Raw genomic sequence first — 25,740 nt, forward strand, 5'->3', positions numbered from 1 at the left:
AAATAATGAAAAAAATATGGTGGAAAGAAGCTGTTGCATATCAAATATATCCAAGAAGCTTTAATGATTCAAATAATGATGGAATAGGTGATATAAGAGGAATAATTGAAAAATTAGACTATTTAAAAGACTTAGGTATAGATGTTATATGGGTATCTCCATTTTATAAATCTCCAAATGATGATAATGGATATGATATAAGTAATTATCAAGATATAATGGAAGAGTTTGGAACAATGGAAGACTTTGATTATCTTTTAAAAGAAGTTCATAAAAGAAATATGAAGTTAATAATAGATTTAGTTATAAATCACACTAGTGATGAGCACCCGTGGTTTATAGAATCAAAATCATCTAGAGAAAGTGATAAAAGAGATTGGTACATCTGGAGAGATGGAAAAGATAATAAACAACCAAACAACTGGGAAAGTATATTTAAAGGTTCTGCATGGGAATACGATGAAAATACTAATCAATATTATCTTCATTTATTTACAAAGAAGCAACCAGACTTAAACTGGGAAAATGAAGATATGAGACGTAGCATATATGATATGATGAATTGGTGGCTAGATAAAGGTATAGATGGTTTTAGAGTAGATGCTATAAGTCATATAAATAAAGAACAAGGTTTAAAAGATATGCCAAATCCTGATAATTTAGAGTATGTACCATCGTTTGATAAGCATATGAATGTAGATGGTATACATAAATATCTTAAGGAATTAAAAGAAAATACTTTTGATAAATACGATATAATGACTGTTGGAGAAGCTAATGGAGTAAAAACAGAAGATGCTCATATGTGGGTAGGAGAAGAAGAAGGTAAGTTTAATATGGTATTCCAGTTTGAGCATATAGACCTTTGGAGTAATAAAGTAGGAGAAAAACTTGACTTAGTAAAGTTTAAGGAAGTTATAACTAGATGGCAAGATGGACTTTATAAAACTGGTTGGAATGCACTATTTATAGAAAATCATGATATAGCAAGATGTGTATCTTCCCTTGGTGATGACAAAAACTACTGGTATGAAAGCTCTACTTCATTAGGATTGATGTATTTTATGTTACAAGGAACTCCATTTATATATCAAGGTCAAGAGATTGGAATGACAAATGTAGCTTTTAACTCTATTGAAGACTATGATGATGTAAGAACTAAAAATCACTATTATATAGAACTTAATAATGGTAAAACTCATGAAGAACTTATAAAAGAAGTATGGGAAACTTCAAGAGATAACACTAGAACACCAATGCAATGGGATAATAGTACAAATGCCGGATTTAGTAAAGTAAATCCATGGATGAAAGTTAATCCTAATTATATAAATATTAATGTAGAAAATCAGTTAAATGATGAAAAATCAATATTATCTTTTTATAAAAATATGATAAAAATAAGAAAAAGTGACGAGTTATACGTATATGGTAAATACGATTTACTACTTAAAGAAGATGAAAATATTTATGCATATACAAGGACTCTTGAAAATAAGCAAATTATTGTTATATGTAATATAAGTGATAAACTTTTAGAGTGTGATTTAAAAAACTTTAAACTAAATCACAAAAACTTAATATTATCAAACTATAATGTGGATAATCATATTGAATGTTGTAATATAAATTTAAGACCATATGAATGTAGAATGTATAGAGTAAAATAAAAATACTAGATAATAATTATCTAGTATTTTTTTATAATAAATTTAAAATTTTATAACTTTATTGTTGATTTGTTGGAGGTGTAAATACTTTTGTTGCAAGATCATCATCCATCATATATAAAGCTGCTGGATTTTCTTTAGATCTTTTTACTCTTTTTAAAAGAGAACTAAAGTTATTTTCTTCTTCAACTTGTTCGTCTATAAACCATCTAAGAAGACTCATTGTAGAGTGTTCTCTTTCTTCAGAAGCTAAATCAGCAAGTTCATATATTCTACTTGTTACTAATTGTTCATGCTCATAGCCTTTTTCAAATGCATCAATTATATCTTCAAATTTAGTGTTAGGTTTAGGAATAGCTTCTAATTCTACAACGCCATTTTTTTTGGAATACATAATCATAAAGTTTCATAGCATGGAATAATTCTTCTTCAGCTTGAACTCTAAAGAAATTAGCGAAACCGCTTAAATCAATAGACTCAGCGTAAGCAGCCATTGCTAAATAAGTGTAAGATGAATAAAATTCAAAGTTAATTTGATCATTAATTTTTTTTAATAATACCTCGCTTAGCATATGTATATCTCCTTTATAAAATATTTTTATTAAATATTAGTTTGCCCAGAAATGTATTTTATATATTTCAATAAAATTCTTTCATTATGGAAACTTACACAAGTTAAATATATCACTCATGGTAAATTATGTAAATAAGGGTTAATTATTTGTAACTATTTAGAGAAATCGGAGAAATTAATCAAGAAAATAAATTTCATGAATTTAATGTTGACGAAAATAAACCATCATAATACTATAAAAATATAGTCGGTAAAAGTGAGATAGTACTTGAAAATTATAATATTTAGATAATTGGGAGGGAGCATATGAATAATTTAAATTGGGCAATAATAGGACCGGGAATAGCGGCAACAGATTTTGCAAAGGCTATAAACGAAGTTAATAAAAACATATATGCAGTTTGTGCAAGAAATATTGAAAAAGGGAAAGATTTTGCTAAGAAATACAATATTGAAAATGTATATGACGATGTAGATAAAATGTTAGATGATAAAAATATTGATGTTGTATATATATCAACACCTCACTGTAATCATTATGAATTTATAGTTAAAAGTTTAGAAAAAAATAAACATGTAATTTGTGAAAAAGCTATTACAGCAAATAGTAATCAACTAGAGAAAGTAGTTAATTTAGCAAAAGAGAAAAATTTAATACTTACTGAGGCAATGACAATTTATCATATGCCATTATATAAAAAATTACGTGATATAATAGATAGTGGTAAAATAGGTAAGTTAAAAATGATACAAGTATCTTTTGGAAGTTGTAAAGAATATGATGTTAATAATAGATTCTTTAGTAAAGAATTAGCAGGTGGAGCGCTATTAGATATAGGTACATATGCACTATCTTTTACAAGATTCTTTTTATCAAGTCAACCAAATGAAGTATTAACAACTGTTAAAGAATTTGAAACAGGAGTAGATGAACAATCAGGAATAATTCTAAAAAATGATAATGATGAAATGGCAGTTGTGTCTCTTACAATGAGATCTAAGATGCCTAAAAGAGGTATTGTAGCAGGAGAATTAGGATTTGTAACTGTTGATAATTTTCCAAGAGCTTGTAGTGCCTTAATAACTTATACAGATGGTTCTATTGAAAAAATAGAAGAAGGGGATACATCAAAAGCATTAGAGTATGAAGTAGAGAATATGAATAATTATATATTAAATAAATCAAAGAATAAAAATCTAGACTTATCTATTGATGTTATGAACTTAATGGATAATGTTAGAAATCAGTGGGGAATAAAATATCCATTTGAGTAATAAAAAGTGAATACCAAAGAAAAAGGTTAAATGGATAAAATACAAAAACCTCATGCTTAGAACATGAGGTTCTTATTAATTTAAGTAAATTTTACCATGGTTTAGCCCAATCACTATAATGATACTCATCTTTCCATACTAAGTCAGTAGTTATATAAAAATCACCATAGCTTTGAGTTGATTTATAATAAATATTTACCACTTCAAATTTAGAAGCTAAATCTTTATTAATTATTATAAAGTAGTCATCAACTTGAAATACTTCATCTTTTTCGGTAGGCTCATCCAGAGCTACATCAAATATAGGACCGTATCAAGCTATGCTTTTTAAGTATACTCTAATATTATTACTATCTACATTATAATCTTTTATCATATTATTAAGAGCAATTCTTGCCATTTCAGTTATATTTATAATCATAATAAGCCTCCACTTAAACAATATCAATTATATTATGACCAGATATTTTATTATTTATAGTTTTGTATATTCTACACTAGCTAAATCTAAAAGCTCCAATGCGTATTCATCAACTCTATAATCATTTCTATAATAAATATGTTTTATACCAGATTGAATAAGAGCTTTTGTACAGTTTAAGCAAGGAAAATGAGTCACATATATACTACAGTCTTTAACTTTTATACCTTCCTTAGCACAGTAATACAGTGCATTTTGCTCAGCATGTATAGTTCTTATACAATGACCATCTCTCATTTTATGTTCAGTATCGATACAGTGATCATCTCCTGAAATACTACCATTATATCCAGTACTAACTATTCTATTATCTGAGTTTACAATAACAGCTCCAACGAAAGCTCTATCACAAGTTCCTCTTTGTGCTATACTTTCAGCTATACCCATAAAATATTCTTCCCATGAACTTCTCATATAAATAAGCCTCCAAATTTCTATAGTATTATACATATTTATATTACTATAAATTATGTATAATAAAAAGTAGATAAGTAATATTTCAAACTATGTTAGTATATAAAATATAGGAATAAAGAAAATAGTATAACTATTAAGGATGATGTTAATAAATACATAAAGTTGAAGAAAGGATGATATATATGATAGAAATTAAAATCTCTGATAAATTAAAGGAGAAGTGCCCTAAAGTAGCAATAGGATGTATTGAGGCAAATGTTGATGTTTATGATGGTTGTGATAAACTATGGAAATTAATAGATAATAAGTGTAGTACTATTAAGGAAACTATTACACAAAGTGATATATTAAAAATAAAAAATATAGAAGCGTCTAGAAAAGCATATAAAAGTTTAGGGAAAGACCCAAGTAGATATAGACTTTCATCAGAATCATTAGTTAAAAGAGTAGTAAAAGATATGGGATTATATAAAGTAAATAATGTAGTAGATATAAATAACTTAATATCACTTAAAAGTTTTTGTTCAGTAGGGACATATGATTTAGATAAAGTAAGTGGTGTAATATGTTTTAATGTAGGTGGTAAGGAAGAACGTTATGATGGGATTGGTAGGGGATCAATTAATATAGAAAACTTGCCTGTATTTGAAGATGAAAAAGGTAAATTTGGAAGTACTACATCAGATTCAGTAAGAGCTATGATAACTAAAGACACTAAACATATACTTATGAATATAATTTCTTTTAATGAAGATGAAGAGCTAAATGATTATATAGATTATGGTATAGAACTATTAAAAAAATACTCTAATGCAACGATTTTAGACAGTAAGATAATAAAGTAAAAGGGTGAATTAATTCACCCTTTTATTATAAATATTCGTAAATTTATAAAATCAGTAAAAGACAAATAAAATATAGACTAAATTATAATTATTAATTAACATATATTGTATTGGGGTATGAAAATAAAAAGAAAGATTGAAGGGGGCAAGTAATGAGTATTAATAAAGCTATATTTGAATTTATTCCGTTCCCTGTGTGGATTAAAAATAGTTTAGGGGAGATAATTTACATAAATAAATCTTTTGAAATTAACTTTAATTTATCACTAGAAGACTTTTATAATAATACTTCAAATATTGATAAACTAGATTTAGCTACTTACATTAAAGGTATAAATAAGGAAGTTACAGATATAAAAAAAATAAACAACTCTTTATTTAAACATATAGTATTTTATGATAAATCAAAGGATGACAAATCTCGTAACTGGGTAGGATTTTTGATAGATATATCAAATGCATATAATGAGGAACTTGAAAACCAGAGAAATATATTAAGAACCATAATAGATAATGTACCTGAAATAGTATTTTATAAAGATAATAAAAGTATATATAGGGGAGTAAATCGACACTGTGTAAACTTTTATGAAAATCTAGGGATAGATAATGTAATTGGAAAAACAGACTTAGAATTACCTCTTGATAGAAACTTTGTAGAAACATGTACAAATCATGATCAGATAGTTATAGAAACTAAAGAACAACTAATTATAGATGAGGAAGTACCAACTGAAGATGGTGGTATAAAAATCGTAGAGACTATAAAAACTCCTGTAATTAACGATAATGGAGAGATGTGGGGAATAGTTGGAGTTGTTAGAGATGTAACAGAAAGGAAATTTATAGAGAAAAAGCTTAGATATTTAAGTTATACTGATGCTCTTACGGGTTTGTATAATAGAGCTTATTTTGATGAAAAGATAGAAGAACTAGTACAAAGTGGTAAATTTCCAATAGGTATAATGATTGGAGATGTAAATGGTCTTAAGATAATTAATGATACAATAGGTCATCTTGAAGGAGATGAGTTACTAAAAGCGATTTCAAGAAAATTAAAAGAGGTATTTGATGAAAAAGGATTTATTTTTAGATGGGGTGGAGATGAATTTGTTATATTAATACCATCCACGTCTAATGGAGAATGTGACAAATTAATGGAGAAAATGAATTCTATTTGCAGAAGTTATGAAGGCGATAAATTTAAACTTAGCATGTCTATGGGATTTTCAATATTAAATAATGAAAATGATAAAGTAGATAAAGTATTAGGAGATGCCGAAGATAAGCTTTACAGACAAAAAATATTAAATAGAAAAAGCTTTAGAAGTTCTATACTACATACACTAAAAGAAAGTCTTCAATCAAAAAATGTTGAAACTGAAGAACATACAGGAAGGGTAGCAAATTATGCTACTTTAATAGGGAAACATTTAAAACTTGATAGTGCAACTATAGATGAGTTATCTTTAGTAGGAAGATTACATGATATAGGGAAGATAGGTATACCAGAAAGACTATTACTCAAGCAAGGCAGGCTTACAGACAATGAATATGAAATTATGAAAACACATTCAGAAAAAGGATATAGATTAGCAATGCTACTACCTGAACTTAGTCATATAGCTAGAAGTATACTAACACATCACGAAAGATGGGATGGATTAGGTTATCCATTAGGTCTCTCAGGAGAGGATATACCTCTTGTAGCTAGGATAATAGCGGTTGCTGATTCATTTGATGTAATGACCACGAATAGAGTATATAGTGAGAAAAAAACTGTAAAAGAAGCTATAAATGAACTAAGAAAATGTTCAGGAAAGCAATTTGATAGCGATATTGTAGAAGAATTTTGCTATTTACTAGAAAGTAAATATATAAATAAGGATAACTTTTATAATAAATAAATATATTTAATAAAATATAAAATATTGAGAAATAATAAGTTAATATGCTTTAAAATTAAAAATACAAAAAACGACAAAAATAAATTTACTTTTTATATTATATTATAATATAATTGATAAAGACATTTAAATAGGAGGGTATTATGAAAAGACTGAAATTAGCATTAGTAGTTATGACTTTGTCTTTAAGTGTTTTAGGATTAGTGGGATGCTCTTCTAAAGAAAATAATACTAAAGATAAAAAACTAAAAATAACATTAGTTTTAGATAAAGGAGGAGTAAATGATGAATCCTTTAATCAATCAGCATGGGCAGGAGCACAAGAAGCTAAGAAAAAGTATGGAGTAGAGGTAAATTACATAGAGTCTAAGTCAGACAGTGAGTATAAAACAAATATTGAAACTGCTGTTGATCAAGGTACAGATTTAGTAATTGGAGTTGGATTTAAGTTAGCAGATGCAATAAAGGAAGCAGCTGGATATTATCCAAAACAAAACTTTGCAATAATAGATGGAAGTTATGATAAAATACCATCAAATGTAAGGTCAATACTTTTCAATGAACAAGAAGCTGGATATTTAGCAGGATTGGTTGCTGCTAAGGTAAGCAAATCTGATAAGTTTGGATTTATTGGAGGAATGGAAATTCCATCAGTAAGTAATTTTGCTGTTGGATATGAAAAAGCATTAAAAGAAGTAAAGCCAAATGCGCAGTTAATAACTCAATATGCAAACTCATTTACTGATTCAGCAAAAGGAAAAGCTATATCAAGTAAAATGTATGCAAGTGGAATAGATATTATATTTACCGCAGGTGGAGGAGTTAACTCAGGAGTTTATGAATCAGGAAAAGAGCTTAATAAATTAGCTGTTGCTGTAGATCTTCCTCAAAATCGTATAGCTCCAGATACAATACTTACATCTGCTCTTAAAAATGTTGGTACAGGTGTAGAACTTACAATTAAAGATTTAGTAGATAATAAATTTAAAGGTGGAGAAGTTGCTATGTTTGATATTTCTAATGGTGGAGTTGGATATGAAAAAACTGACTTAATACCTCAAGATGTAGTTAACTTCGTAGAATCAAAAATTAAAAAATAAGATATATAAATAAAAACCGTGTTATTTAATAATATGGTTTTTATTTATATATTTTGCTATCTTATAATAAATGATATAATTGAAATTGTAAAAGGAGGTAGATTAAATGTTAAAGAAAATGGCAGTATTAAAAGAAGTAGCATCTAAAATAGGTCGTAAAAAAGCCCAAGAGCTATTATCAATGGTAGAAGGAAGCGAACCATTTGTAGCAGAAGTTAAAATCAAGACAAGTGGCGTTGAAGCTAAAAAAGAAGAGATAACATTAAAAGAAAATCAAAAGATTATATTTGAATACATAGAAGACTAAAAAATAATTATTAAGATAAGTTATACTTAAGATGTTGATTGTTATTTTTTATATAATGAAAGTACCTTTTAATTAAGGTACTTTTATTATATAATTTTAATATTTAAAATAATTAGCAAGGATATATTTTTAGATAGAGGTAAAAAACAGGTATATTTATCTTAAAAGATGGGTGGGTATTTCAATTATTATAATTTTTTATATAATTTCATTAATATTTGGATTTAAAGACAGGATATTAATTAGCTTAGTACCTATTACATTATCAGTAACTTTATTTAGTATTTTAATTAGATTAGATGTAACTTCTAATTTCTTTAATAGCAAGAGTGGAGATATGGTAATAACTTTAATTGTTATAATTTCTATGATATCTTACTTTATAATTACTTATTTACAACAAAAATTTTTAGGCTCAACAAACTAAGTCTGCATGAGGATTATAGCCTAAATTAATAGCTTTATTTACATAAATTTCCAAATTATGATTACATAATTTTCCATTTAAAAACAAAATTAAAAAATAAATACAAAAATGGTAAAAAATTGTAACTTTTTTGTAACTTTTATACAATTTTTATTTACAACAAACTCCTATTATAGTAACCTATAAATAGGTAGATTTTGTCGATAGAGAAAATCTATGGTTATATTATTAATAAATGGGAGGAAGGTTGATGAATCAAAGAAGTATAACAAAAGCGATAGTATTAAGCTCAGCAGTGATGGCAATTGGTGTGACAAACTCATACGCGGCAGAAAAAGGAACAGTTAATGTCGACGTGTTAAATATAAGAAGTGGTGCAGGAACAAATCATTCAGTAATAACTAAAGCATATAAAGGAAATACAGTTGAAATACTAGATCAATCAAGTGGATGGTATAAAGTAAAATTATCAAATGGAACTGTTGGTTGGGCAAGTGGTCAATACATAACAAAGGGTTCAGGTAATTCAAGCGAATCATCAGAATCAGGGTATGGTACAGTAACAACATCGACATTAAATGTTAGAAGTGGAGCAGGAACAAGTAACTCTATAATAGGAAAAGTATACAAAGGTGATAGAGTAGAATTACTTGCAAGCCAAAACGGATGGTATAAAATAAGACTATCAAATGGGAGTACAGGCTGGGCAAGTGGAGACTACATAACAAAGGGCTCAGGTAACTCAGGTAATAATTCATCAGAATCAGGATATGGTACAGTAACAACATCGACATTAAATGTTAGAAGTGGAGCAGGAACAAGCTATTCTGTAATAGGAAAAGTAAACAAAGGTGATAGAGTAGAATTACTTGCGAGCAAAAGTGGATGGTATAAAATAAAACTATCAAACGGAAATACAGGCTGGGCAAGTGGAGACTATATAACAAAAGGGTCAGATAACTCAGGTAATAATTCAGGAGAATCATCAGTATCAGGATATGGTACAGTGACAACATCGACGTTAAATGTTAGAAGTGGAGCAGGAACAAGCTATTCTGTAATAGGAAAAGTAAACAAAGGTGATAGAGTAGAATTACTTGCAAGCAAAAATGGATGGTACAAAATAAAACTATCAAATGGAAGTACAGGCTGGGCAAGTGCAGACTATATAACAAAAGGTTCAGGATCAGGTGGAGGCACTACTAACCCATCAGAAAACAAAAGAGAATCTGTAGTTAATTTAGCTAAAGCTCAGATAGGAAAACCATATGTATGGGGAGCAGAAGGACCTGATTCATTTGACTGTTCAGGTTTAATGTATTATATATATAAAAATGCAGCAGGAAAGACTCTGCCAAGAACATCAGTGGAACAATCTAAGGTTGGGACTACTGTAAGTAAATCAAATTTAAAACCAGGAGATTTAATTTTCTCTAGCACTAATGGAACTGGTAATGTTAGCCATGTAGGAATCTATATTGGAAATGGTGAAATGATACATGCACCGAAGCCAGGATCAAATGTACAAAAAGCCAATATAAATTCATCATATTGGAGTGGTGTATATTTATGGTCTAAGAGTGTATTATAATTTGATTAAAAATAAATTATAATATAATATAATAAAGGCGTGAAATAATAATTTGATTATTACTTCACGCCTTTTTTTGTAGGTAAATACTAAAAAATAATATAAATGTGATAACTATATATTTTTTAGTTTATGATATAATAAATAGCTGATAAAAATTAAAAGGAGCAAAAGATGAACCATAAATTTATAGATTTTAAATTAAATAAAGAGATATTAAAAGCATTAAATAATTTAGGATATAAAAATCCATCTAAAGTTCAAGAAGAAGTAATTCCAAGATTGTTAAATCGTGAAGATATAGTGGTGAAATCAAAAACGGGAAGTGGTAAAACTGCAAGCTTTGCTATACCAATATGTGAGAAAATTGATATAAACAATATTAATGTACAAGCTCTTGTGGTAGTTCCAACTAGAGAGTTAGCGCTTCAAGTTAGTGAAGAGATATCTAATATTGGTAGACTTAAAAAGATTAGATGTAGCGCTATATTTGGAAAGCAACCTATAAAAGAACAAATTGCAAGTTTAAAACAAAGAGTTCATATTGTAGTAGCAACTCCTGGAAGAATAATAGACCATATTGAAAGAAAAACTATAAACTTAGATAATTTGAGTTATTTGATAATAGATGAAGCTGATAAAATGTTAAATAAAGGATTTATAGAACAAATAGATATAATATTTAAGAATTCACCAAACAAAAAAGTTATTGGTCTTTTTTCTGCAACTATAGATAAAGATATAAAGTATGTATGTGATAAATATATGAAAAATTCATCTATGGTAGATATAGAAGATGTGGAAATAATTAATAAAAAACAAATATATGAAGAAATAATAAAAGTTGAAGAAAATGATAAATATGAAATTTTAAAAAAACTTATATACTTAGAAAATCCAAAATCATTAATGATATTTTTAAATACGAGGGAAAGAGTAGTTAAGTTATATAGCCAAATGAAAAAAGATAAATTTTTAGTAAGAGAGCTTCACGGGGATATGTCTCAAGATAAGAGAATATATGTTATAAAAGATTTTAAAGAAGGAAAGTTTAATATATTAGTAAGTAGTGATGTTGCATCAAGAGGAATTCATATTGATGATATTTCCTTGGTAATAAACTATGATGTTCCAAAAGATAAGGAAAACTATGTTCACAGAATTGGACGAACAGGAAGAAAGGATAAGTTTGGAAAAGCTATAACTCTTGTATCTAATAAAGATGAAAAATATATAAATGAAATAATCGATTATATTGGATATGATATACAAGAAAAAGAATATATAGAAGAAAATGAAGTTAAAAAAGGTAAAATAAAATTTGAAGAGTATCAAAGGGAATTATTAAAAAATAAGAAAGTAAGAAAGCCAGATACGAAAATTCATAGTGAGATAACTACTCTATATCTAAATGCAGGGAAAAAGAAAAAGATCAGAGTAATGGATATAGTAGGAGCTATAAGTAATTTAGATGGCATAGTAGGTGATGATATAGGGGTCATAAAAGTCGAAGATTTATGTTCTTATGTGGATATATTAAATCATAAAGGTGAAGGTATATTAAAGAAATATAAAGAAATAAGCATAAAGAAAAAATAGTAAAAATAAAAAGAGACAATCAAGGAAAATAGTAAAATTAAAAGTCAACTGGAGGTATGCAATGCTTAATAAAAAGGACTTTTTAAAAAGATATAACATAAGTGAAGACTTTTTAGTTAAAAATGATATAGATTGGGAAATATTAGAACAAATATATGATGACTACAATAAATATAGGAAAAGTTATGAAACACAGGCTGAATTAATCGCTAATATTTTAAGAGGTCATAATAAAGTACACTCTGTTAAAACAAGAGTAAAAGATGGTGATCATTTAATTGAAAAGATTATAAGAAAAACTCAAGATAGAAGAAGTAAATATGGGAATGACTTTAAATTTAGCTTAGATAATTATAAGGAAGAAATTACAGATTTACTAGGTATAAGAGTAATCCATATATTTAAAGAGGATTGGGAAGAAATACATGATTTTATAAGTATAATGTGGAATGTAAATGAAATAGTAGCAAATATAAGAGAAGGGGACAATACTAAGAAATTTGAAGAACTAGGAATACATGTATGTTCTAGGCTATCTGGATATAGATCAGTTCACTACTTAGTAGAATCTTATCCTACTACTAATAAAATTATTGCAGAAATACAAGTTAGAACAATATTTGAAGAGGGATATGGGGAAATAGATCATCAGCTAAGATATTCATTACAAGAAATACCAGAGATACTTGAACAAAATTTAATGTTGCTTAATAGAATAGCCGGGAGTTCTGATGAAATGGCATCTCTTATAAATATGTTAAGTAAAAGTTTTAAAGATATAGAACATGAGTGTAGTAAAAAGTTAAATGAAAAGGATAAAGAAATTTTAAAATTAAAAGGTGAAATATCTGAAATTAAGTCTATATCAGATGAGGAAAAGCGTAAATTAATAACTCAGATAGAACATATAATTAAATAGTTATAAATATAAAAATACTTATGTCTAATAAAATTAGCTATAAGTATTTTTATATTTATAAGAACTTATAATTTATTTTAAAATATAATCGATTTTATATAAATTAAAGGGAGAAAGACTTCTTATGTAATATATAAACAAAGTAGAGAAATATTAGAAGTATGCAAGTTATGTGCACCTAAATAGGTAAATAGTATTTTGGAGGGAAAGTAAATGAAAGAGGAGATATACTGTGAAGTTATTGAAAAAATAATAGAGAGTATAGATGAGGGAGTACATTTTATTGATAAGAATTGCAAAACTATTATCTATAATGATTCTATGGCAAAGTTAGAGCAAATGGATAAAGAAGAGGTACTTAAAAAGCCATTTACTGATGTAGCAAGAACTATGGAGATAAAAAATAGCACATTACTAAAAGTTTTGAAAAGTGAAATACCTATAAAAAACAACGTACAAATATATCTAAATAAAGATGGGAAGGAAATTACAACTATAAATACAACTATCCCAATAGTAGTAGAAGATGAATTAGTAGGAGCACTTGAAATATCTAAGGACATGACACAAATTCAGACTCTGTCAGAACAAATTTTAAAACTTGAAGAAACTAGGGAGAATAATATAGATAAGAATAAAAAATCATTTTATAAATTTGATGATGTTATTGGAGAAAGTGAATGCATAAAAAAATCAATTAAAATATCTAAGAAAGCATCTAAAAGTGATGCTACAGTTTTAATATATGGAGAAACAGGAACAGGAAAAGAACTTATAAGTCAATCTATCCATTATGATAGCAAAAGATCAAAATATCCATTTATAGCACAAAATTGTGCAGCATTACCAGAGAGTTTACTAGAAGGAATATTATTTGGAACAGTAAAAGGGGGATTTACTGGAGCAATAGATAGACCAGGATTATTTGAGCAGGCGAACAATGGAACACTTTTATTAGATGAAATAAATTCTATGCCATTTCAACTTCAAGCAAAACTACTTAGAGTTTTGCAAGAAGGATATGTAAGACGAGTAGGAGGCACAAAAGATATACCTGTTGATGTTAGAGTTATTGCCACTACCAATGAAAGTCCGCAGGATATATTAAATGAAGGTAAACTTAGAAAAGATTTATATTATAGATTAAATGTTATATATGTACAAATACCTCCATTAAGAGAAAGAGGAGAAGATATAATACTACTAGCTAATAAATTTATAGAAAAGTATAATAATAAACTAGGAAAGAGTGTAAATGATATAACAGATAGAGGCAAGAAAATCCTTAGAAATCATTATTGGCAAGGTAATGTACGTGAACTTGAAAATACAATTTATTCAAGTATGAGCATGATGGATGATGAAGATGTTTTGAGTGACGATATTATAAATATAAATGAATATAAAACTAATACAGCTGAAAATATGTATGTAATAGATGTAGAAGCTAGACCATTAGATTGGATAGTGGCAGATATAGAAGAAAGATATATTAATGAAGCACTAGATAAATGTAATGATAATGTTACAAAAGCAGCAGCTATACTTGGCCTTTGTAGGCAGAATTTACAATATAAGATGAGAAAATATAATATAAAAAGAAAGTAAATTAAATATTCATAGTTTAGGGGGATAGATGGATAATATTAAATATAAAAAATATAGAAAGATTTTAAATATACTAGAAATTATATTATTATTTATTGGAATTGTGGTAAGAGGATTTCTGATATATAACTTAAGTATATGGTATATAGGTAGTATAAAAGTAGATTCAATTTTACTTTATTATTTTATTACTGTAATTTTGCTAGAGTTTGTTTTTTGGTTAGGAAGTAGTAGTAATGAAGAAGATAAAGAGGATAAAAAGACTTATAATAATATACAAGGATGTCTTGCAGTGATAATATACACTTTATTACTTGATTTCTATCATTATAATATATGGACATCAATTTTAATTTTCATGTTTATTTTACTTGGTATTAAGTATGAGAATATAATTAATAAGCATTTAAATAAAATTAGTAATAATAAAGTAACTAATGCTATATTAATAATTGTCATTTTCGCTGTATTTTTTGCTGGATTCTTTAAAGATAGTTTATATCCAAATAATACAGTGTATAAAGTGTATAATAAGGATAGATATGAAGAGTATTTTAAAGAATTAACATCAATTCAAAATATTTACTTTAGTGCTAAAAAGGGTATGACAATAGATGAAATAAAAAAATTAACGCCTTTAAAACTTGAAAAAGATTATGAATTACAAAATTTTTACACTATCAAAGATGGTGATGAAAGTTTACAAATTGAAATTGATGAAGAAAATAATAAACTATCTTGGGTAAGTTATGGAAGTAAAGACTTAAAGCTAGTAAGATTTACATACAACGGTGGTAATACAGAAGATCTTACAATTTATAAAACTTCAAAATCAGGTGAGGGAATATCTTATGAAGAATTTGGTATAACACCATATAATCTAGAACAACAAATGTATTTACTATTAGATTATAAATAATTAGTTTAAAAGATTATAAAGAGCAAAAAAATTTGCAGTAAATGCAAAATTTAATGCTCTTTTTTTATTTGTTTTTATTTATATTATAAATTTTATATAAAAAATTTACAACTAATTAATTGTTAAATATTTAATTAAAAGTTAATATCTGCAAAGTATTAATTTTTAGAAGATTAAAAATAAAAAGTATAATTTATGGCACAATGTTTGCTTTATTAAATAGTAGATATTTTTATTATTTTAAAATAAGGGGGAATTTGCAATGAGAAATGTTAGAGTTGGAATTTGGGGATTTGGAGCAATGGGAAGTGGAATGGCAAAAATGCTTTTAAAGAAAACAGGAATAGAAATAGTTGCTGTATGTGATAGAAATGAAAAGAGATTAGGCAAAAGTATATATGAAGTATTAGATATAGAAAGAGGAGAAAGACCAGAAGTTACAATAAATTCAAATCCAGATGAAGTATTTAGTGAAGAATGTGCAGATGTTGTATTAATAGCTACAGACTCTTTTACAAAAGGTGCATTTGACAAGATAAAGTTAGTATTAGAAAAGAAAATAAATGTTATATCTACTGCTGAAGAAATGGCATTTCCTAAAGCTCAAGAACCAGAATTAGCTAAAAAGCTAGATAAAATAGCTAAAGAAAATGGAGTTTCAGTTCTTGGGACAGGAATAAATCCAGGATTTGTACTTGATTTATTAATTCTTGCGCTTACAGGAACTTGTGAAGAAGTAGACTACATAAAGGCAGCTAGAGTTAATGATTTATCTCCATTTGGAAAGGCTGTAATGATAGAACAAGGTGTTGGTGTAACTAAAGAGGTATTTGATAACGGCGTTGAAAATGAATCAATAGCAGGGCATGTAGGATTCCCTGAATCTATAAATATGATAACTGAAGGTATAGGATGGAACTTAGAAAAAGTAGAGCAAACGAGAGAACCAATAATGAGTAGTGTGTATAGAAAATCTGAGTATGCAGAAGTAGAAGCTGGAAATGTAGCAGGATGTAGACAATGCGGATATGGATACGTTAATGGAGAAATGAAAATAGAAATGGAACACCCACAACAAATTTTACCTCATTTAGAAGGTCAATCAACTGGAGATTATGTAAGCATAAAAGGTACACCAAATATAGACTTACAAATAACACCAGAAATACCAGGAGGAATAGGAACTATTGCTATGTGTGTAAACTCTATACCTCATGTAATAAATGCAAAGCCAGGTTTAAAAACAATGCTAGATATTCCAGTTCCAAGAGCTATGATGGGAGATGTACGTGAATTAGTACAATTAGGAGAGTGCGAGTATGGATGCTAAACGTGGAGACTGGGTCATAATTCACAATATAGTTTTAAATCCTTGTCAAAGAGCACCGCAAGTTCCAGAGGATACAAAATCTCATCCTCTTGAAATGTGGGTTAAAGGATTTATAGATAATGATGCAAATATAGGTGATTTGGTAAAAGTAGAGACTATTACAGGAAGATTAGTTGAAGGAAATTTATTACAAGTTAATCCTTATTATACTCATGACTATGGAAAGTGTATACCAGAGTTACTTCAGATAGGAATTTCTGCAAGAGAAATATTATTTGGAGGTGACTTAAATGATTAAAGACAATAGCTACAAAGCGGTTATGAATAGAAAAAATGAAATTATGAAAAATGCAATAGGAATAGATTATGCTTTATTTGAAAATGAGGGAATATCTTTTGATTATGAAAAAATGATGAGAGAAACAGGATATTCTTTAGAAGAAATAGAAAAAATTCAATCAAATTATGCAGTAGGAAATACACCTATAATAGAACTTAAAAATATAAGTGATTTAGCTAGAAAAATATCACCAGAAGGTAAGGGAGCAAGAATATTTATAAAAGATGAAGCAGCTAATGCATCTGGAAGCTTTAAGGCAAGAAGAGCAGCAACTGCTGTATATCATGCTAAAAGAAAAGGATATAAAGGTGTAATAGCAGCAACTAGTGGAAATTATGGAGCTGCAGTAGCATCTCAAGCAGCTATGCAAGGTCTTAAATGTATAATAGTTCAAGAATGTTATGACAGTAAAGGAATTGGTCAACCAGAAATAATAGAAAAGGCAAGAAAGTGTGAAGCTTATGGAGCGGAAGTTGTTCAGTTAACAGTAGGTCCAGAATTATTTTATACATTTTTACTTATGTTAGAAGAAACAGGATACTTTAATGCATCACTTTATTCTCCATTTGGAATAGCAGGAGTAGAAACGCTAGGATATGAAATAGCTATGCAATTTAGAGAAAGAATAGGAAAAGATCCAGATGTAGTAGTATGTACCAATGCAGGTGGAGGAAACTTAACTGGAACCGCAAGAGGTCTTATAAAAGCTGGAGCAACTGATACAAAAGTAGTAGGAGCTAGTGTTAATTTAAAAGGACTTCATATGGCTAGTGATAATCAGTTTAACAAAAAATCTTTTACAACAGGTCATACTGGATTTGGAATCCCATTTTCCACTTGGCCAGATAGATCTGATGTGCCAAGATCTGCTGCAAGGCCACTTAGATATATGGATAGATATGTAACTGTAAATCAAGGTGAAGTATTTTATATGACAGAACTTTTGGCACAACTTGAAGGATTAGAGAGAGGGCCAGCTGGTAATACATCTTTAACTGCTGCATTTTGTTTAGCTCAAGAACTAGATGAAGATCAAGTTATAGTAGTTCAAGAAACAGAATATACAGGAGCTGGAAAACACATAAATCCACAGCTTACATTTGCTCGTGAAAATGGAGTAGAAATAAAGTTTGGAAATCCACAAGAAGAAATCTGTGGTCAAAACTTAATACTACCATATCATCCAAATTTAATAAAAATTAATGAAATAAATATTGATAAAATAAGAAAATCTTATATAAAAAATGCGATAGAAAATAATCATATAGAACAATTAAGTAAACAAGACATAGAGTTTTTAGCTAAAGATAGTAAATCTAGTAAAGAATTTGTAACAGAAGTTTCTAAAGAAATACTATGTACAATTTAGGGGGATAGATATGAAAAAGAGATTAGATGATTATAAAGAAAGAAGAGCTCATTTAGCTAATTTAAGTGATGAAGAGTTACATGCAAGATTTTGGAAATTAGCAGAGGAAATAGTTGATCCAATGCTAGAATTAGGTAGAAAAAATACATCTCCATCAATAGAAAGATCAGTACTTTTAAGAATGGGATTTTCATCACTTGAAGCTAAGGAAATAGTTAATGTAGTACTAGAAAAAGGGCTTATAAGTAAGGGAGCAGGTCATGTTGTTTATAGATTAGCAAAGGTTAAAAATATAAGTGTAAGAGATGCAGGAGTTAAATTAGCAAATGGAGAGTGTTTAGATGAAGTAGATAATCTATTTGGTAAGGAGGAAGCACCATGTTAAAAGAAAATAAAAAATTAGATATAGAGTATATATTAAAGGATTTAGAAAATTATAGGCCAAAGAGAAAAGGTTGGACTTGGAGAGAAAATGAAAAAGATTTAGAAATGGGACCTTTCAAATATCAAGATTGCTCAACTCCTCTAGTCGATAGTGTAGCTCTTCCATCAGCTAAATACTTTAATAATATAGATCCTCAGCCTAAATGTGTAATAACTACTGAAATAGCTTCAGGTAGATTTGAAGATGATATAAGAAGAATGAGAATGGCAGCTCATCACGGAGCGGACCACATAATGGTTATAAGAACTGCTGGTCAATCTCACTTTGATGGCCTTATAGAAGGTACACCTCAGGGTATAGGTGGAGTTCCAATAACTAGAAAACAAGTTAGAGCACAAAGAAAAGCTCTTGATTTTATAGAAGAAGAAGTTGGAAGACCAATAAATTACCATTCCTATGTAAGTGGAGTTGCAGGGCCTGAAGTTGCTGTGATGTTTGCAGAAGAAGGAATAAATGGAGCTCATCAAGACCCGCAATATAATGTACTTTATAGAAATATAAATATGATAAGATCATTTGTTGATGCTTGTGAAGCTAAAAATATAATGGCATTTTCTAACATGGCTCAAATAGATGGTGCTCATAATGCTAATGCAACTGCAAGAGAAGCTTGGAAGGTTATGCCAGAGCTTATGGTACAACATGCACTAAACTCAATATTCTCATATAAAGTTGGAATTAAAAAAGATAATATTTGCCTTTCAACAGTTCCTCCAACAGCTCCACCAGCTCCATGTTTAACATTAGACCTTCCTTATGCAGTGGCACTTAGAGAATTATTTAGTGAATATAAAATGAGAGCTCAAATGAACACTAAATATATGGATTCTTCAACTAGAGAGGCTACGGTAACTCATGTACTTAATTTATTAACATCAGTTTTAACAAGAGCGGATATACAGTCAACTATAACTCCTGATGAAGGAAGAAATGTACCTTGGCACATGTACAATATAGAAGCATGTGATACTGCTAAGCAAGCATTAGTTGGTATGGATGGCTTAATGGATATGATAGAACTAAAAGAAACTGGTGCATTAAGAGATATGTCTAGAGAGTTAAAAGAAAGAGCTGTTTTATATATGGAAGAAATACTAGAAGTTGGTGGATATTTTGAAGCTGTTGAAAAAGGATTCTTTGTTGATTCAGGAAATTATCCAGAAAGAAATGGTGATGGAATATCTAGAAAGATAAAAGAGGGAGTAGGTGCAGGAACAGTTTATGAAAGAGATGAAGATTATCTAGCACCAGTAACTGCCCACTTTGGATACAACAACGTAGATCAATATGATGAAACTTGTTCATTAAATCCTTCTAAGTTAATAGATGGATGTACGTTTGAAAATCCAGATAAAATAATATATATAGATGAGTTAGATGAAGTTGATAATGTAAATGTAAGACTTAAAGAAACTGAAGAATTCAGAAATTCTACTAAAATAAAACCAGAAATGGAATGGTGTGCAGATGGTACAGTAATGATTACTATGATGCTACCAACAGATAAGAGAACCGCTGAATTTGCAGCAATAGAATTTGCTAAGAATATGAATTTAGAAGAAGTTGAAGTTATAAGTAGAGAAGTAATGCACTCAGATGAAGGAACTAGAGTTGAACTAAAAGGTAAAGTTGGATTTAGTATAGATATAAATGATTTAGTAATACCAGAAGAACAAAAGATAATGACTGATGATGAAATAAGAGCAGATATAGAAGCAATACCTATGAAAATAGTTTGTGCAACAGTTGGAGAAGACGAACACTCTGTTGGGCTTAGAGAAATAATAGATATTAAGCATGGTGGTATAGAAAAATATGGTATAGAATGTCATTACCTTGGAACTTCAGTTCCAGTTGAAAAATTAGTAAATGCAGCAATTGAACTAAATGCTGATGCAATATTAGCTTCAACAATAATAAGCCATGATGATATACATTATAAAAATATGAAAAAAATGCATGAATATTGTATAGAAAAAGGTATAAGAGATAAAGTTATAATAGCTTGTGGAGGGACACAAGTAACGCCTGAGATTGCAGTTGAACAAGGTATGGATGCTGGATTTGGTAGAAATGATAGAGGAGTAAATGTTGCAACATTCTTAGTTGAAAAAAGAAGAGAAAATTTTAAAAAACAATTAGCTGAAAGCGAAAATAACTAGGATATGAAAATAGATGTATTAGTTGCTGAGATAGGCTCTACAACAACAGTTGTAAATGCCATCGAAGGTATAAACTCTGATAATCCTAAATTTATTGGTCAAGGTCAAGCTCCAACAACTGTATTTGAAGGCGGAGATGTTAGAAATGGTCTAGAAGGAGCAATTTCTAATTTAGCTAAAACTTTAGGCGCAGAAAGTATAGAATATGATGACATGTTTGCAACGTCTAGTGCAGCAGGTGGACTTAAGATGACTGTTCACGGATTAGTATATGACATGACGGCTAAAGCTGCAAAAGAGGCAGCATTAGGTGCAGGTGCAGTTATACATAAAGTAACTGCAGGTAAACTAAGAAGAACTGATATAAAAGAAATTAAGGAAATTAAGCCCAATATCATATTAATAGCAGGTGGAGTAGATTATGGGGAACGTGATACTGCTATATATAATGCAGAGCTTATTGCAGGTTTAAACCTTGGAGTTCCTGTGATATATGCAGGAAACATTGAAAATAAAGAAGAGATAAAATTAATATTTGAAGATACAAATTATAAATTGTATATAGTTGATAATGTTTATCCTAAGATAGATTTATTAAACATAGAACCAACTAGAGATGTTATTCAAAAAGTATTTGAAGAACATATAACTAATGCACCAGGAATGCAACATATAAAAGAAATGGTAAATGAACATATAACACCAACACCAGGTGCAGTTATGGAATCTGCAAAACTTTTAAAAAACTATCTAGGAGACTTAATGGTTATAGATGTTGGAGGAGCTACAACTGATATACACTCTGTTACAGAAGGAAGTGAAGGAGTAAGTAGAATATTAGTAAATCCAGAACCTATTGCTAAAAGAAGTGTTGAAGGTGATTTGGGTGTTTACGTTAATATGAGAAATATTGTCAATTTAATTGGCAAAGAAGAATTGCAAAAAGAGCTGATAGATTTAAATATAGATGAAATAATGAATGACTATTTACCAATACCAAAAACACAACAGCAAATAAAATTTGTTGAAAGACTTACAAAAGAAGCAGTACTTAGAGCAACTAAAAGGCATGCAGGAATTATTAGAAATGTATATGGAACAAGCGGTAAAAGTAAAATAGCTGAAGGTAAGGATTTAACAGAAGTTAAATATATTGTAGGAACGGGTGGAGCTCTTACAAGGTTACCACAAAGAATTGAGATTATGAAATATATTAGCGAATACAATAGAAATAAAGATGTGCTATTTCCAAAGTCAAAAGCAAAAATACTAGTAGATAATGATTATATTATGGCATCTCTTGGAGTACTGTCTAAAAAATATGAGATAGCATCTCTAAAACTTATGCTAAAGAGCTTAGATTTAGAGGAGGATAAATTATGTATCCAAGGTTAGAAATTAATGTAGATAAGCTAAAAAAAAATGTAGCTGTTGTATCAGATATTTGTAAAAGTCATAATATGGATATGGCCATGGTTACAAAATCATATTGTGCTATACCGGAAGTTGTAGAAGAAATAACTAAAGAAAATGTTGATTATATAGCAGATTCTAGAGTTGAAAATTTAAAAAGTTTATCTCATATAAATTTACCTAAAATATTACTTAGAATACCAATGATTAGTGAAATCAGTGATGTTATAAAATACTCAGATATTAGTTTTAACTCAGAAATTAAAACTATATATAAACTAAATGAAGAAGCAAAAAAGCATGATATAATTCATAAAGTTGTTGTAATGGTTGACTTGGGAGATTTAAGAGAAGGATATTTTAAAGAAGAAGAATTATTAAGTGTGGTAGAAGAAATATTAAAATTAGAAAATATAAAGCTATATGGTATAGCCACTAACTTAACATGCTACGGTGCAATAATACCATCTAATGATAACCTTGGGAGATTAGCAAACTTAGCTAAAAAAATAGAAAATAAATATAATATAGTATTAGATTTTGTATCTGGCGGAAATTCAAGTTCAATTTATTTAGTACAGTCATTTGAAATGCCTTATGGAATAACAAATTTGAGGCCCGGAGAAGCTATAGCACTTGGACGTGAAACGGCATATGGTAAGATATTAGAAGGAGCCTATCAAGATGTATTTAAGTTAGTATGCGAGATAGTTGAAAATAAAGAAAAGCCATCTCTTCCAATCGGTGAAATTGGTGTAGATGCCTTTGGAAATAAGCCAGAGTATGAAGATAAAGGTATACTAAAAAGGGCAATAGTGGCTATTGGAAGACAGGATATAGACATAACATCCATTAATCCAATAGATAAAGATATAGAAATATTGGGGGCAAGTTCAGACCATATGATACTTAATGTGAGCGGATGCAGTAAAAAGTATGATATTGGTGATACGGTTGATTTTAATGTTGAATATGGGGGATTAGTAAGTGCAGCAACTAGCAAGTATGTGCATAAAAAAATAGTATATGGTGAGTATAAAAAAGTAGAATTAGCGCATTAAGCAAAAAGGTTACCAAAAGATTTTTTGGTAACCTTTTTATATACAAAATATTACAATATAAAATATAAGTTATAATGTGGTATATTAATATATATAAAATAATTAAAGGCGTTTATAATATGGAAATAATGATTGTGTATGTTTTGATGGTAGTAACGATAGTTTTGGTGATTTTTAATAAGTTTATATAAATAAGAGTGCAAAAGGATATGAAAATTAGGGGGAATGATGAATTATATTTTATCAATTTTGGGGCATTGGATATTTTTAGTAGTAGGTCTTATATATATTTATACTAAAAGAGAAGAAGATGAAAATAATTTAGGATGGAAAGTAATAGGCTTTTATTTGCTAGGGTCATTTAGTTTAAATTTTAATACACAAAGTGTTTCTATTATATTACCAGCAGGATTTTGTTTTTATTATTTTATAATGAGAAATAAACCTAGATTAAATAAGGTAACTAAAAAGAGAGCAGCTATATTTGGAGTTATAATGCTTTATGTAGGAGTACTTAATGGGATAATTTATGAAAAAATAGAGTATAGAAACCATTTTATAATAACTAATAATAATAGTATTGATTATATAAAAAATGATTGGAATACTATAAAAAATAGTTTAAATATAGATTATTCTGAGATGAAAGATTTTAATTTAGGATATAAAAAAGATGGTAGTATAGAAAATCTATATTATAGTGTATTAGGTAATGATAAACAATATCATATAACTTTTTATCCTGAAGGTGGAGAATATGATATATATGTTGAAAAAATAAGAAATGAAAATGAAATGAATATGTCTATTGGCTTTGACGATGATAGATTTAATCTAAGCACTGATCAATTTATGGATATAATAGAAAATACAAAATTTGAAAAATATGAAGAAGCTGATAGTTATACTATTAAATATAGCAATCATATTTATACAGATACTTTAGAGGATAAAAAAGTATATGAAATAAATTATGATGACTATTCTATAAAAGAACTTGTTTCAAAAAATAATATATACAGATATAGTCCTATAGTATATGTACCTATGAAAAAAGTAAGTGAAGGATCTTCTGATAGTATAAGTATAGATCAGTATTTAGTATACTATAATTATAGTGAAGAAGAACACAATGATATAGTTATGTATGAAAACAAAGAGATTATAATAGAAGATATAGAAAATGGTATTAAAAAAGTAATTACAGACCCTTATGATGCAGAGACTATAGTAAAAAGTATGAAAGATAGCAGTTGGGCTGAAGTTAAAGATATAAATGTAAGTCTTGAGCCAAATTTATTTATAAAAGATAATGATGGTAATGTAATTGGATTATGTGAAAATGAAAGCTTTGCAAGACGAGATTTAGATGGTATTAGTGTATGGTATATTGTTCCATCTAACTTGTATAATGATATAAAGTTATTTCTATATTAATGTATATAAAATCTGCTTAAAATGAACTGAACCCCTTAAAGTAGGAACAGGAAAAAGAAACCTGTATAGTAATACTTTAAGGGGTAATTTTTATGTTAATTTCATTTAAAGACAATATTAAGGTTGCAGAAAGATTTTGGAAAGAATAGACGAGTAATATATTAAAAAGAAAATAATTTAATTAGGAGGAAAATATTAATATGAAAAATAGTGATACTTTTAGATTTGAAAATAAAAATGATGATTTTCCGTTTTACAATAATCAACCACCTACCTTTAAGCCTTTAATAGGATTAGGTATTATAATTATAATAATAGGAAGCTTTTTTTATGAGGATAGGATTGCACATTTAATACCAACTTTTATAGCACCTTTTTTTAACATAATTTTTCCATTAGCGCTTTTTATTCCAGTAGTAAAATCAAGCTGGACGAAAATTTTTAGAAAAATATATTTAAAAGATTTATTATTAGTAGTTGCTGTACTTATAGTAAATCAGATTATTAGTATTATATTAGCATTATTATTAGTAAAATTTGCTGG

At 28.3% G+C, this 25,740-nt stretch carries 23 protein-coding genes; 20 read left to right on the top strand and 3 right to left on the bottom strand.

The window, feature by feature from the left end:
* Positions 1–5: 5 nt before the first annotated feature.
* On the top strand, positions 6–1,670 hold the full coding sequence (locus BN899_RS03945) for a glycoside hydrolase family 13 protein (protein WP_042273141.1): 1,665 nt from the start codon (positions 6–8) through the stop codon (positions 1,668–1,670).
* A 58-nt stretch (positions 1,671–1,728) separates the two neighbouring features.
* Here the strand turns inward: BN899_RS03945 and BN899_RS03950 are convergent, their stop codons facing one another.
* Both BN899_RS03950 and BN899_RS20350 read right to left on the bottom strand, forming a co-directional pair.
* Positions 1,729–2,064, bottom strand: coding sequence for a ferritin (locus tag BN899_RS03950; protein ID WP_330362439.1), 336 nt, complete (start codon positions 2,062–2,064; stop codon positions 1,729–1,731).
* Positions 2,018–2,242, bottom strand: a complete 225-nt coding sequence (locus BN899_RS20350; RefSeq protein ID WP_330362440.1) for a ferritin — start codon at positions 2,240–2,242, stop codon at positions 2,018–2,020. Before BN899_RS20350 ends, BN899_RS03950 begins: the two co-directional genes overlap by 47 nt.
* 308 nt (positions 2,243–2,550) lie before the next feature.
* On the opposite strand from BN899_RS20350, the gene BN899_RS03955 reads away from it, so the two are divergent.
* Positions 2,551–3,519 carry a Gfo/Idh/MocA family protein gene (locus BN899_RS03955; protein ID WP_042273144.1) on the top strand — a complete coding sequence of 323 codons (969 nt, stop codon included), beginning with the start codon at positions 2,551–2,553 and terminating at the stop codon, positions 3,517–3,519.
* Between the two features lie 475 nt (positions 3,520–3,994).
* Here the strand turns inward: BN899_RS03955 and BN899_RS03960 are convergent, their stop codons facing one another.
* The gene (locus BN899_RS03960) at positions 3,995–4,414 is read right to left on the bottom strand and encodes a deoxycytidylate deaminase (protein WP_042273146.1); all 420 of its coding nucleotides are present in this window, start codon (positions 4,412–4,414) and stop codon (positions 3,995–3,997) included.
* A 185-nt stretch (positions 4,415–4,599) separates the two neighbouring features.
* Here BN899_RS03960 and BN899_RS03965 point away from each other — a divergent pair, with 185 nt between their 5' ends.
* From BN899_RS03965 to BN899_RS04055, 18 genes are all read left to right on the top strand, one after another.
* The gene (locus BN899_RS03965) at positions 4,600–5,262 is read left to right on the top strand and encodes a B3/B4 domain-containing protein (protein ID WP_042273148.1); all 663 of its coding nucleotides are present in this window, start codon (positions 4,600–4,602) and stop codon (positions 5,260–5,262) included.
* A gap of 152 nt (positions 5,263–5,414) precedes the next feature.
* On the top strand, positions 5,415–7,169 hold the full coding sequence (locus BN899_RS03970; RefSeq protein WP_042273149.1) for a sensor domain-containing diguanylate cyclase/phosphohydrolase: 1,755 nt from the start codon (positions 5,415–5,417) through the stop codon (positions 7,167–7,169).
* Between the two features lie 143 nt (positions 7,170–7,312).
* Positions 7,313–8,269: a BMP family ABC transporter substrate-binding protein gene (locus BN899_RS03975; RefSeq protein ID WP_042273152.1), complete on the top strand. Its 957-nt coding sequence runs from the start codon at positions 7,313–7,315 to the stop codon at positions 8,267–8,269.
* A 106-nt stretch (positions 8,270–8,375) separates the two neighbouring features.
* Complete coding sequence (locus BN899_RS03980) at positions 8,376–8,576, top strand: hypothetical protein (protein WP_042273154.1); 201 nt, start codon at positions 8,376–8,378, stop codon at positions 8,574–8,576.
* A gap of 677 nt (positions 8,577–9,253) precedes the next feature.
* Positions 9,254–10,594 (top strand): C40 family peptidase, encoded by a 1,341-nt coding sequence (locus BN899_RS03990; RefSeq protein ID WP_052356575.1) that lies wholly within the window; start codon positions 9,254–9,256, stop codon positions 10,592–10,594.
* A 174-nt stretch (positions 10,595–10,768) separates the two neighbouring features.
* Positions 10,769–12,193 (top strand): DEAD/DEAH box helicase, encoded by a 1,425-nt coding sequence (locus tag BN899_RS03995; RefSeq protein ID WP_042273158.1) that lies wholly within the window; start codon positions 10,769–10,771, stop codon positions 12,191–12,193.
* A gap of 61 nt (positions 12,194–12,254) precedes the next feature.
* Positions 12,255–13,112 (top strand): RelA/SpoT domain-containing protein, encoded by an 858-nt coding sequence (locus tag BN899_RS04000; protein ID WP_042273160.1) that lies wholly within the window; start codon positions 12,255–12,257, stop codon positions 13,110–13,112.
* A gap of 213 nt (positions 13,113–13,325) precedes the next feature.
* The gene (locus BN899_RS04005) at positions 13,326–14,720 is read left to right on the top strand and encodes a sigma-54 interaction domain-containing protein (protein ID WP_042273163.1); all 1,395 of its coding nucleotides are present in this window, start codon (positions 13,326–13,328) and stop codon (positions 14,718–14,720) included.
* Positions 14,721–14,748: 28 nt separating this feature from the next.
* Entirely contained in the window at positions 14,749–15,639 is an 891-nt protein-coding gene (locus BN899_RS04010; RefSeq protein ID WP_042273165.1) for a hypothetical protein, read from the top strand.
* Positions 15,640–15,901: 262 nt separating this feature from the next.
* Positions 15,902–16,969, top strand: coding sequence for a 2,4-diaminopentanoate dehydrogenase (gene ord, locus BN899_RS04015; RefSeq protein ID WP_042273167.1), 1,068 nt, complete (start codon positions 15,902–15,904; stop codon positions 16,967–16,969).
* Positions 16,959–17,267, top strand: coding sequence for a 2-amino-4-oxopentanoate thiolase subunit OrtA (gene ortA, locus BN899_RS04020; RefSeq protein ID WP_042273168.1), 309 nt, complete (start codon positions 16,959–16,961; stop codon positions 17,265–17,267). The genes ord and ortA overlap by 11 nt, the downstream gene beginning before the upstream one ends.
* Positions 17,260–18,678, top strand: coding sequence for a 2-amino-4-oxopentanoate thiolase subunit OrtB (gene ortB, locus BN899_RS04025; protein ID WP_042273170.1), 1,419 nt, complete (start codon positions 17,260–17,262; stop codon positions 18,676–18,678). The genes ortA and ortB overlap by 8 nt, the downstream gene beginning before the upstream one ends.
* A gap of 10 nt (positions 18,679–18,688) precedes the next feature.
* Entirely contained in the window at positions 18,689–19,063 is a 375-nt protein-coding gene (locus BN899_RS04030; RefSeq protein ID WP_042273172.1) for an ornithine aminomutase subunit alpha, read from the top strand.
* Positions 19,057–21,285: a D-ornithine 4,5-aminomutase subunit OraE gene (gene oraE, locus BN899_RS04035; RefSeq protein ID WP_042273174.1), complete on the top strand. Its 2,229-nt coding sequence runs from the start codon at positions 19,057–19,059 to the stop codon at positions 21,283–21,285. Before BN899_RS04030 ends, oraE begins: the two co-directional genes overlap by 7 nt.
* A gap of 3 nt (positions 21,286–21,288) precedes the next feature.
* Positions 21,289–22,680 carry a GlmL-related ornithine degradation protein gene (locus BN899_RS04040; RefSeq protein ID WP_042273175.1) on the top strand — a complete coding sequence of 464 codons (1,392 nt, stop codon included), beginning with the start codon at positions 21,289–21,291 and terminating at the stop codon, positions 22,678–22,680.
* Positions 22,665–23,759, top strand: a complete 1,095-nt coding sequence (orr, locus tag BN899_RS04045; RefSeq protein WP_042273177.1) for an ornithine racemase Orr — start codon at positions 22,665–22,667, stop codon at positions 23,757–23,759. Before BN899_RS04040 ends, orr begins: the two co-directional genes overlap by 16 nt.
* Before the next feature lie 228 nt (positions 23,760–23,987).
* Positions 23,988–25,196, top strand: a complete 1,209-nt coding sequence (locus BN899_RS04050) for a hypothetical protein (protein WP_042273179.1) — start codon at positions 23,988–23,990, stop codon at positions 25,194–25,196.
* Positions 25,197–25,396: 200 nt separating this feature from the next.
* Positions 25,397–25,740: hypothetical protein (locus BN899_RS04055; protein ID WP_042273181.1), on the top strand; the 344-nt coding region annotated here is incomplete at its 3' end.

This window comes from Faecalimicrobium dakarense (assembly GCF_000499525.1).
GTDB classification, from domain to species: domain Bacteria; phylum Bacillota; class Clostridia; order Peptostreptococcales; family Peptostreptococcaceae; genus Faecalimicrobium; species Faecalimicrobium dakarense.

Excerpts from the sequence above, each read along its gene's own strand:
- BN899_RS03945 (WP_042273141.1), top strand. The coding sequence starts at position 6 with ATGAAAAAAATATGGTGGAAAGAAGCTGTTGCATATCAAATATATCCA.
- BN899_RS03950 (WP_330362439.1), bottom strand. The coding sequence starts at position 2,064 with ATGTATTCCAAAAAAAATGGCGTTGTAGAATTAGAAGCTATTCCTAAA.
- BN899_RS20350 (WP_330362440.1), bottom strand. The coding sequence starts at position 2,242 with ATGCTAAGCGAGGTATTATTAAAAAAAATTAATGATCAAATTAACTTT.
- BN899_RS03955 (WP_042273144.1), top strand. The coding sequence starts at position 2,551 with ATGAATAATTTAAATTGGGCAATAATAGGACCGGGAATAGCGGCAACA.
- BN899_RS03960 (WP_042273146.1), bottom strand. The coding sequence starts at position 4,414 with ATGAGAAGTTCATGGGAAGAATATTTTATGGGTATAGCTGAAAGTATA.
- BN899_RS03965 (WP_042273148.1), top strand. The coding sequence starts at position 4,600 with ATGATAGAAATTAAAATCTCTGATAAATTAAAGGAGAAGTGCCCTAAA.
- BN899_RS03970 (WP_042273149.1), top strand. The coding sequence starts at position 5,415 with ATGAGTATTAATAAAGCTATATTTGAATTTATTCCGTTCCCTGTGTGG.
- BN899_RS03975 (WP_042273152.1), top strand. The coding sequence starts at position 7,313 with ATGAAAAGACTGAAATTAGCATTAGTAGTTATGACTTTGTCTTTAAGT.
- BN899_RS03980 (WP_042273154.1), top strand. The coding sequence starts at position 8,376 with ATGTTAAAGAAAATGGCAGTATTAAAAGAAGTAGCATCTAAAATAGGT.
- BN899_RS03990 (WP_052356575.1), top strand. The coding sequence starts at position 9,254 with ATGAATCAAAGAAGTATAACAAAAGCGATAGTATTAAGCTCAGCAGTG.
- BN899_RS03995 (WP_042273158.1), top strand. The coding sequence starts at position 10,769 with ATGAACCATAAATTTATAGATTTTAAATTAAATAAAGAGATATTAAAA.
- BN899_RS04000 (WP_042273160.1), top strand. The coding sequence starts at position 12,255 with ATGCTTAATAAAAAGGACTTTTTAAAAAGATATAACATAAGTGAAGAC.
- BN899_RS04005 (WP_042273163.1), top strand. The coding sequence starts at position 13,326 with ATGAAAGAGGAGATATACTGTGAAGTTATTGAAAAAATAATAGAGAGT.
- BN899_RS04010 (WP_042273165.1), top strand. The coding sequence starts at position 14,749 with ATGGATAATATTAAATATAAAAAATATAGAAAGATTTTAAATATACTA.
- ord (WP_042273167.1), top strand. The coding sequence starts at position 15,902 with ATGAGAAATGTTAGAGTTGGAATTTGGGGATTTGGAGCAATGGGAAGT.
- ortA (WP_042273168.1), top strand. The coding sequence starts at position 16,959 with ATGGATGCTAAACGTGGAGACTGGGTCATAATTCACAATATAGTTTTA.
- ortB (WP_042273170.1), top strand. The coding sequence starts at position 17,260 with ATGATTAAAGACAATAGCTACAAAGCGGTTATGAATAGAAAAAATGAA.
- BN899_RS04030 (WP_042273172.1), top strand. The coding sequence starts at position 18,689 with ATGAAAAAGAGATTAGATGATTATAAAGAAAGAAGAGCTCATTTAGCT.
- oraE (WP_042273174.1), top strand. The coding sequence starts at position 19,057 with ATGTTAAAAGAAAATAAAAAATTAGATATAGAGTATATATTAAAGGAT.
- BN899_RS04040 (WP_042273175.1), top strand. The coding sequence starts at position 21,289 with ATGAAAATAGATGTATTAGTTGCTGAGATAGGCTCTACAACAACAGTT.
- orr (WP_042273177.1), top strand. The coding sequence starts at position 22,665 with ATGTATCCAAGGTTAGAAATTAATGTAGATAAGCTAAAAAAAAATGTA.
- BN899_RS04050 (WP_042273179.1), top strand. The coding sequence starts at position 23,988 with ATGAATTATATTTTATCAATTTTGGGGCATTGGATATTTTTAGTAGTA.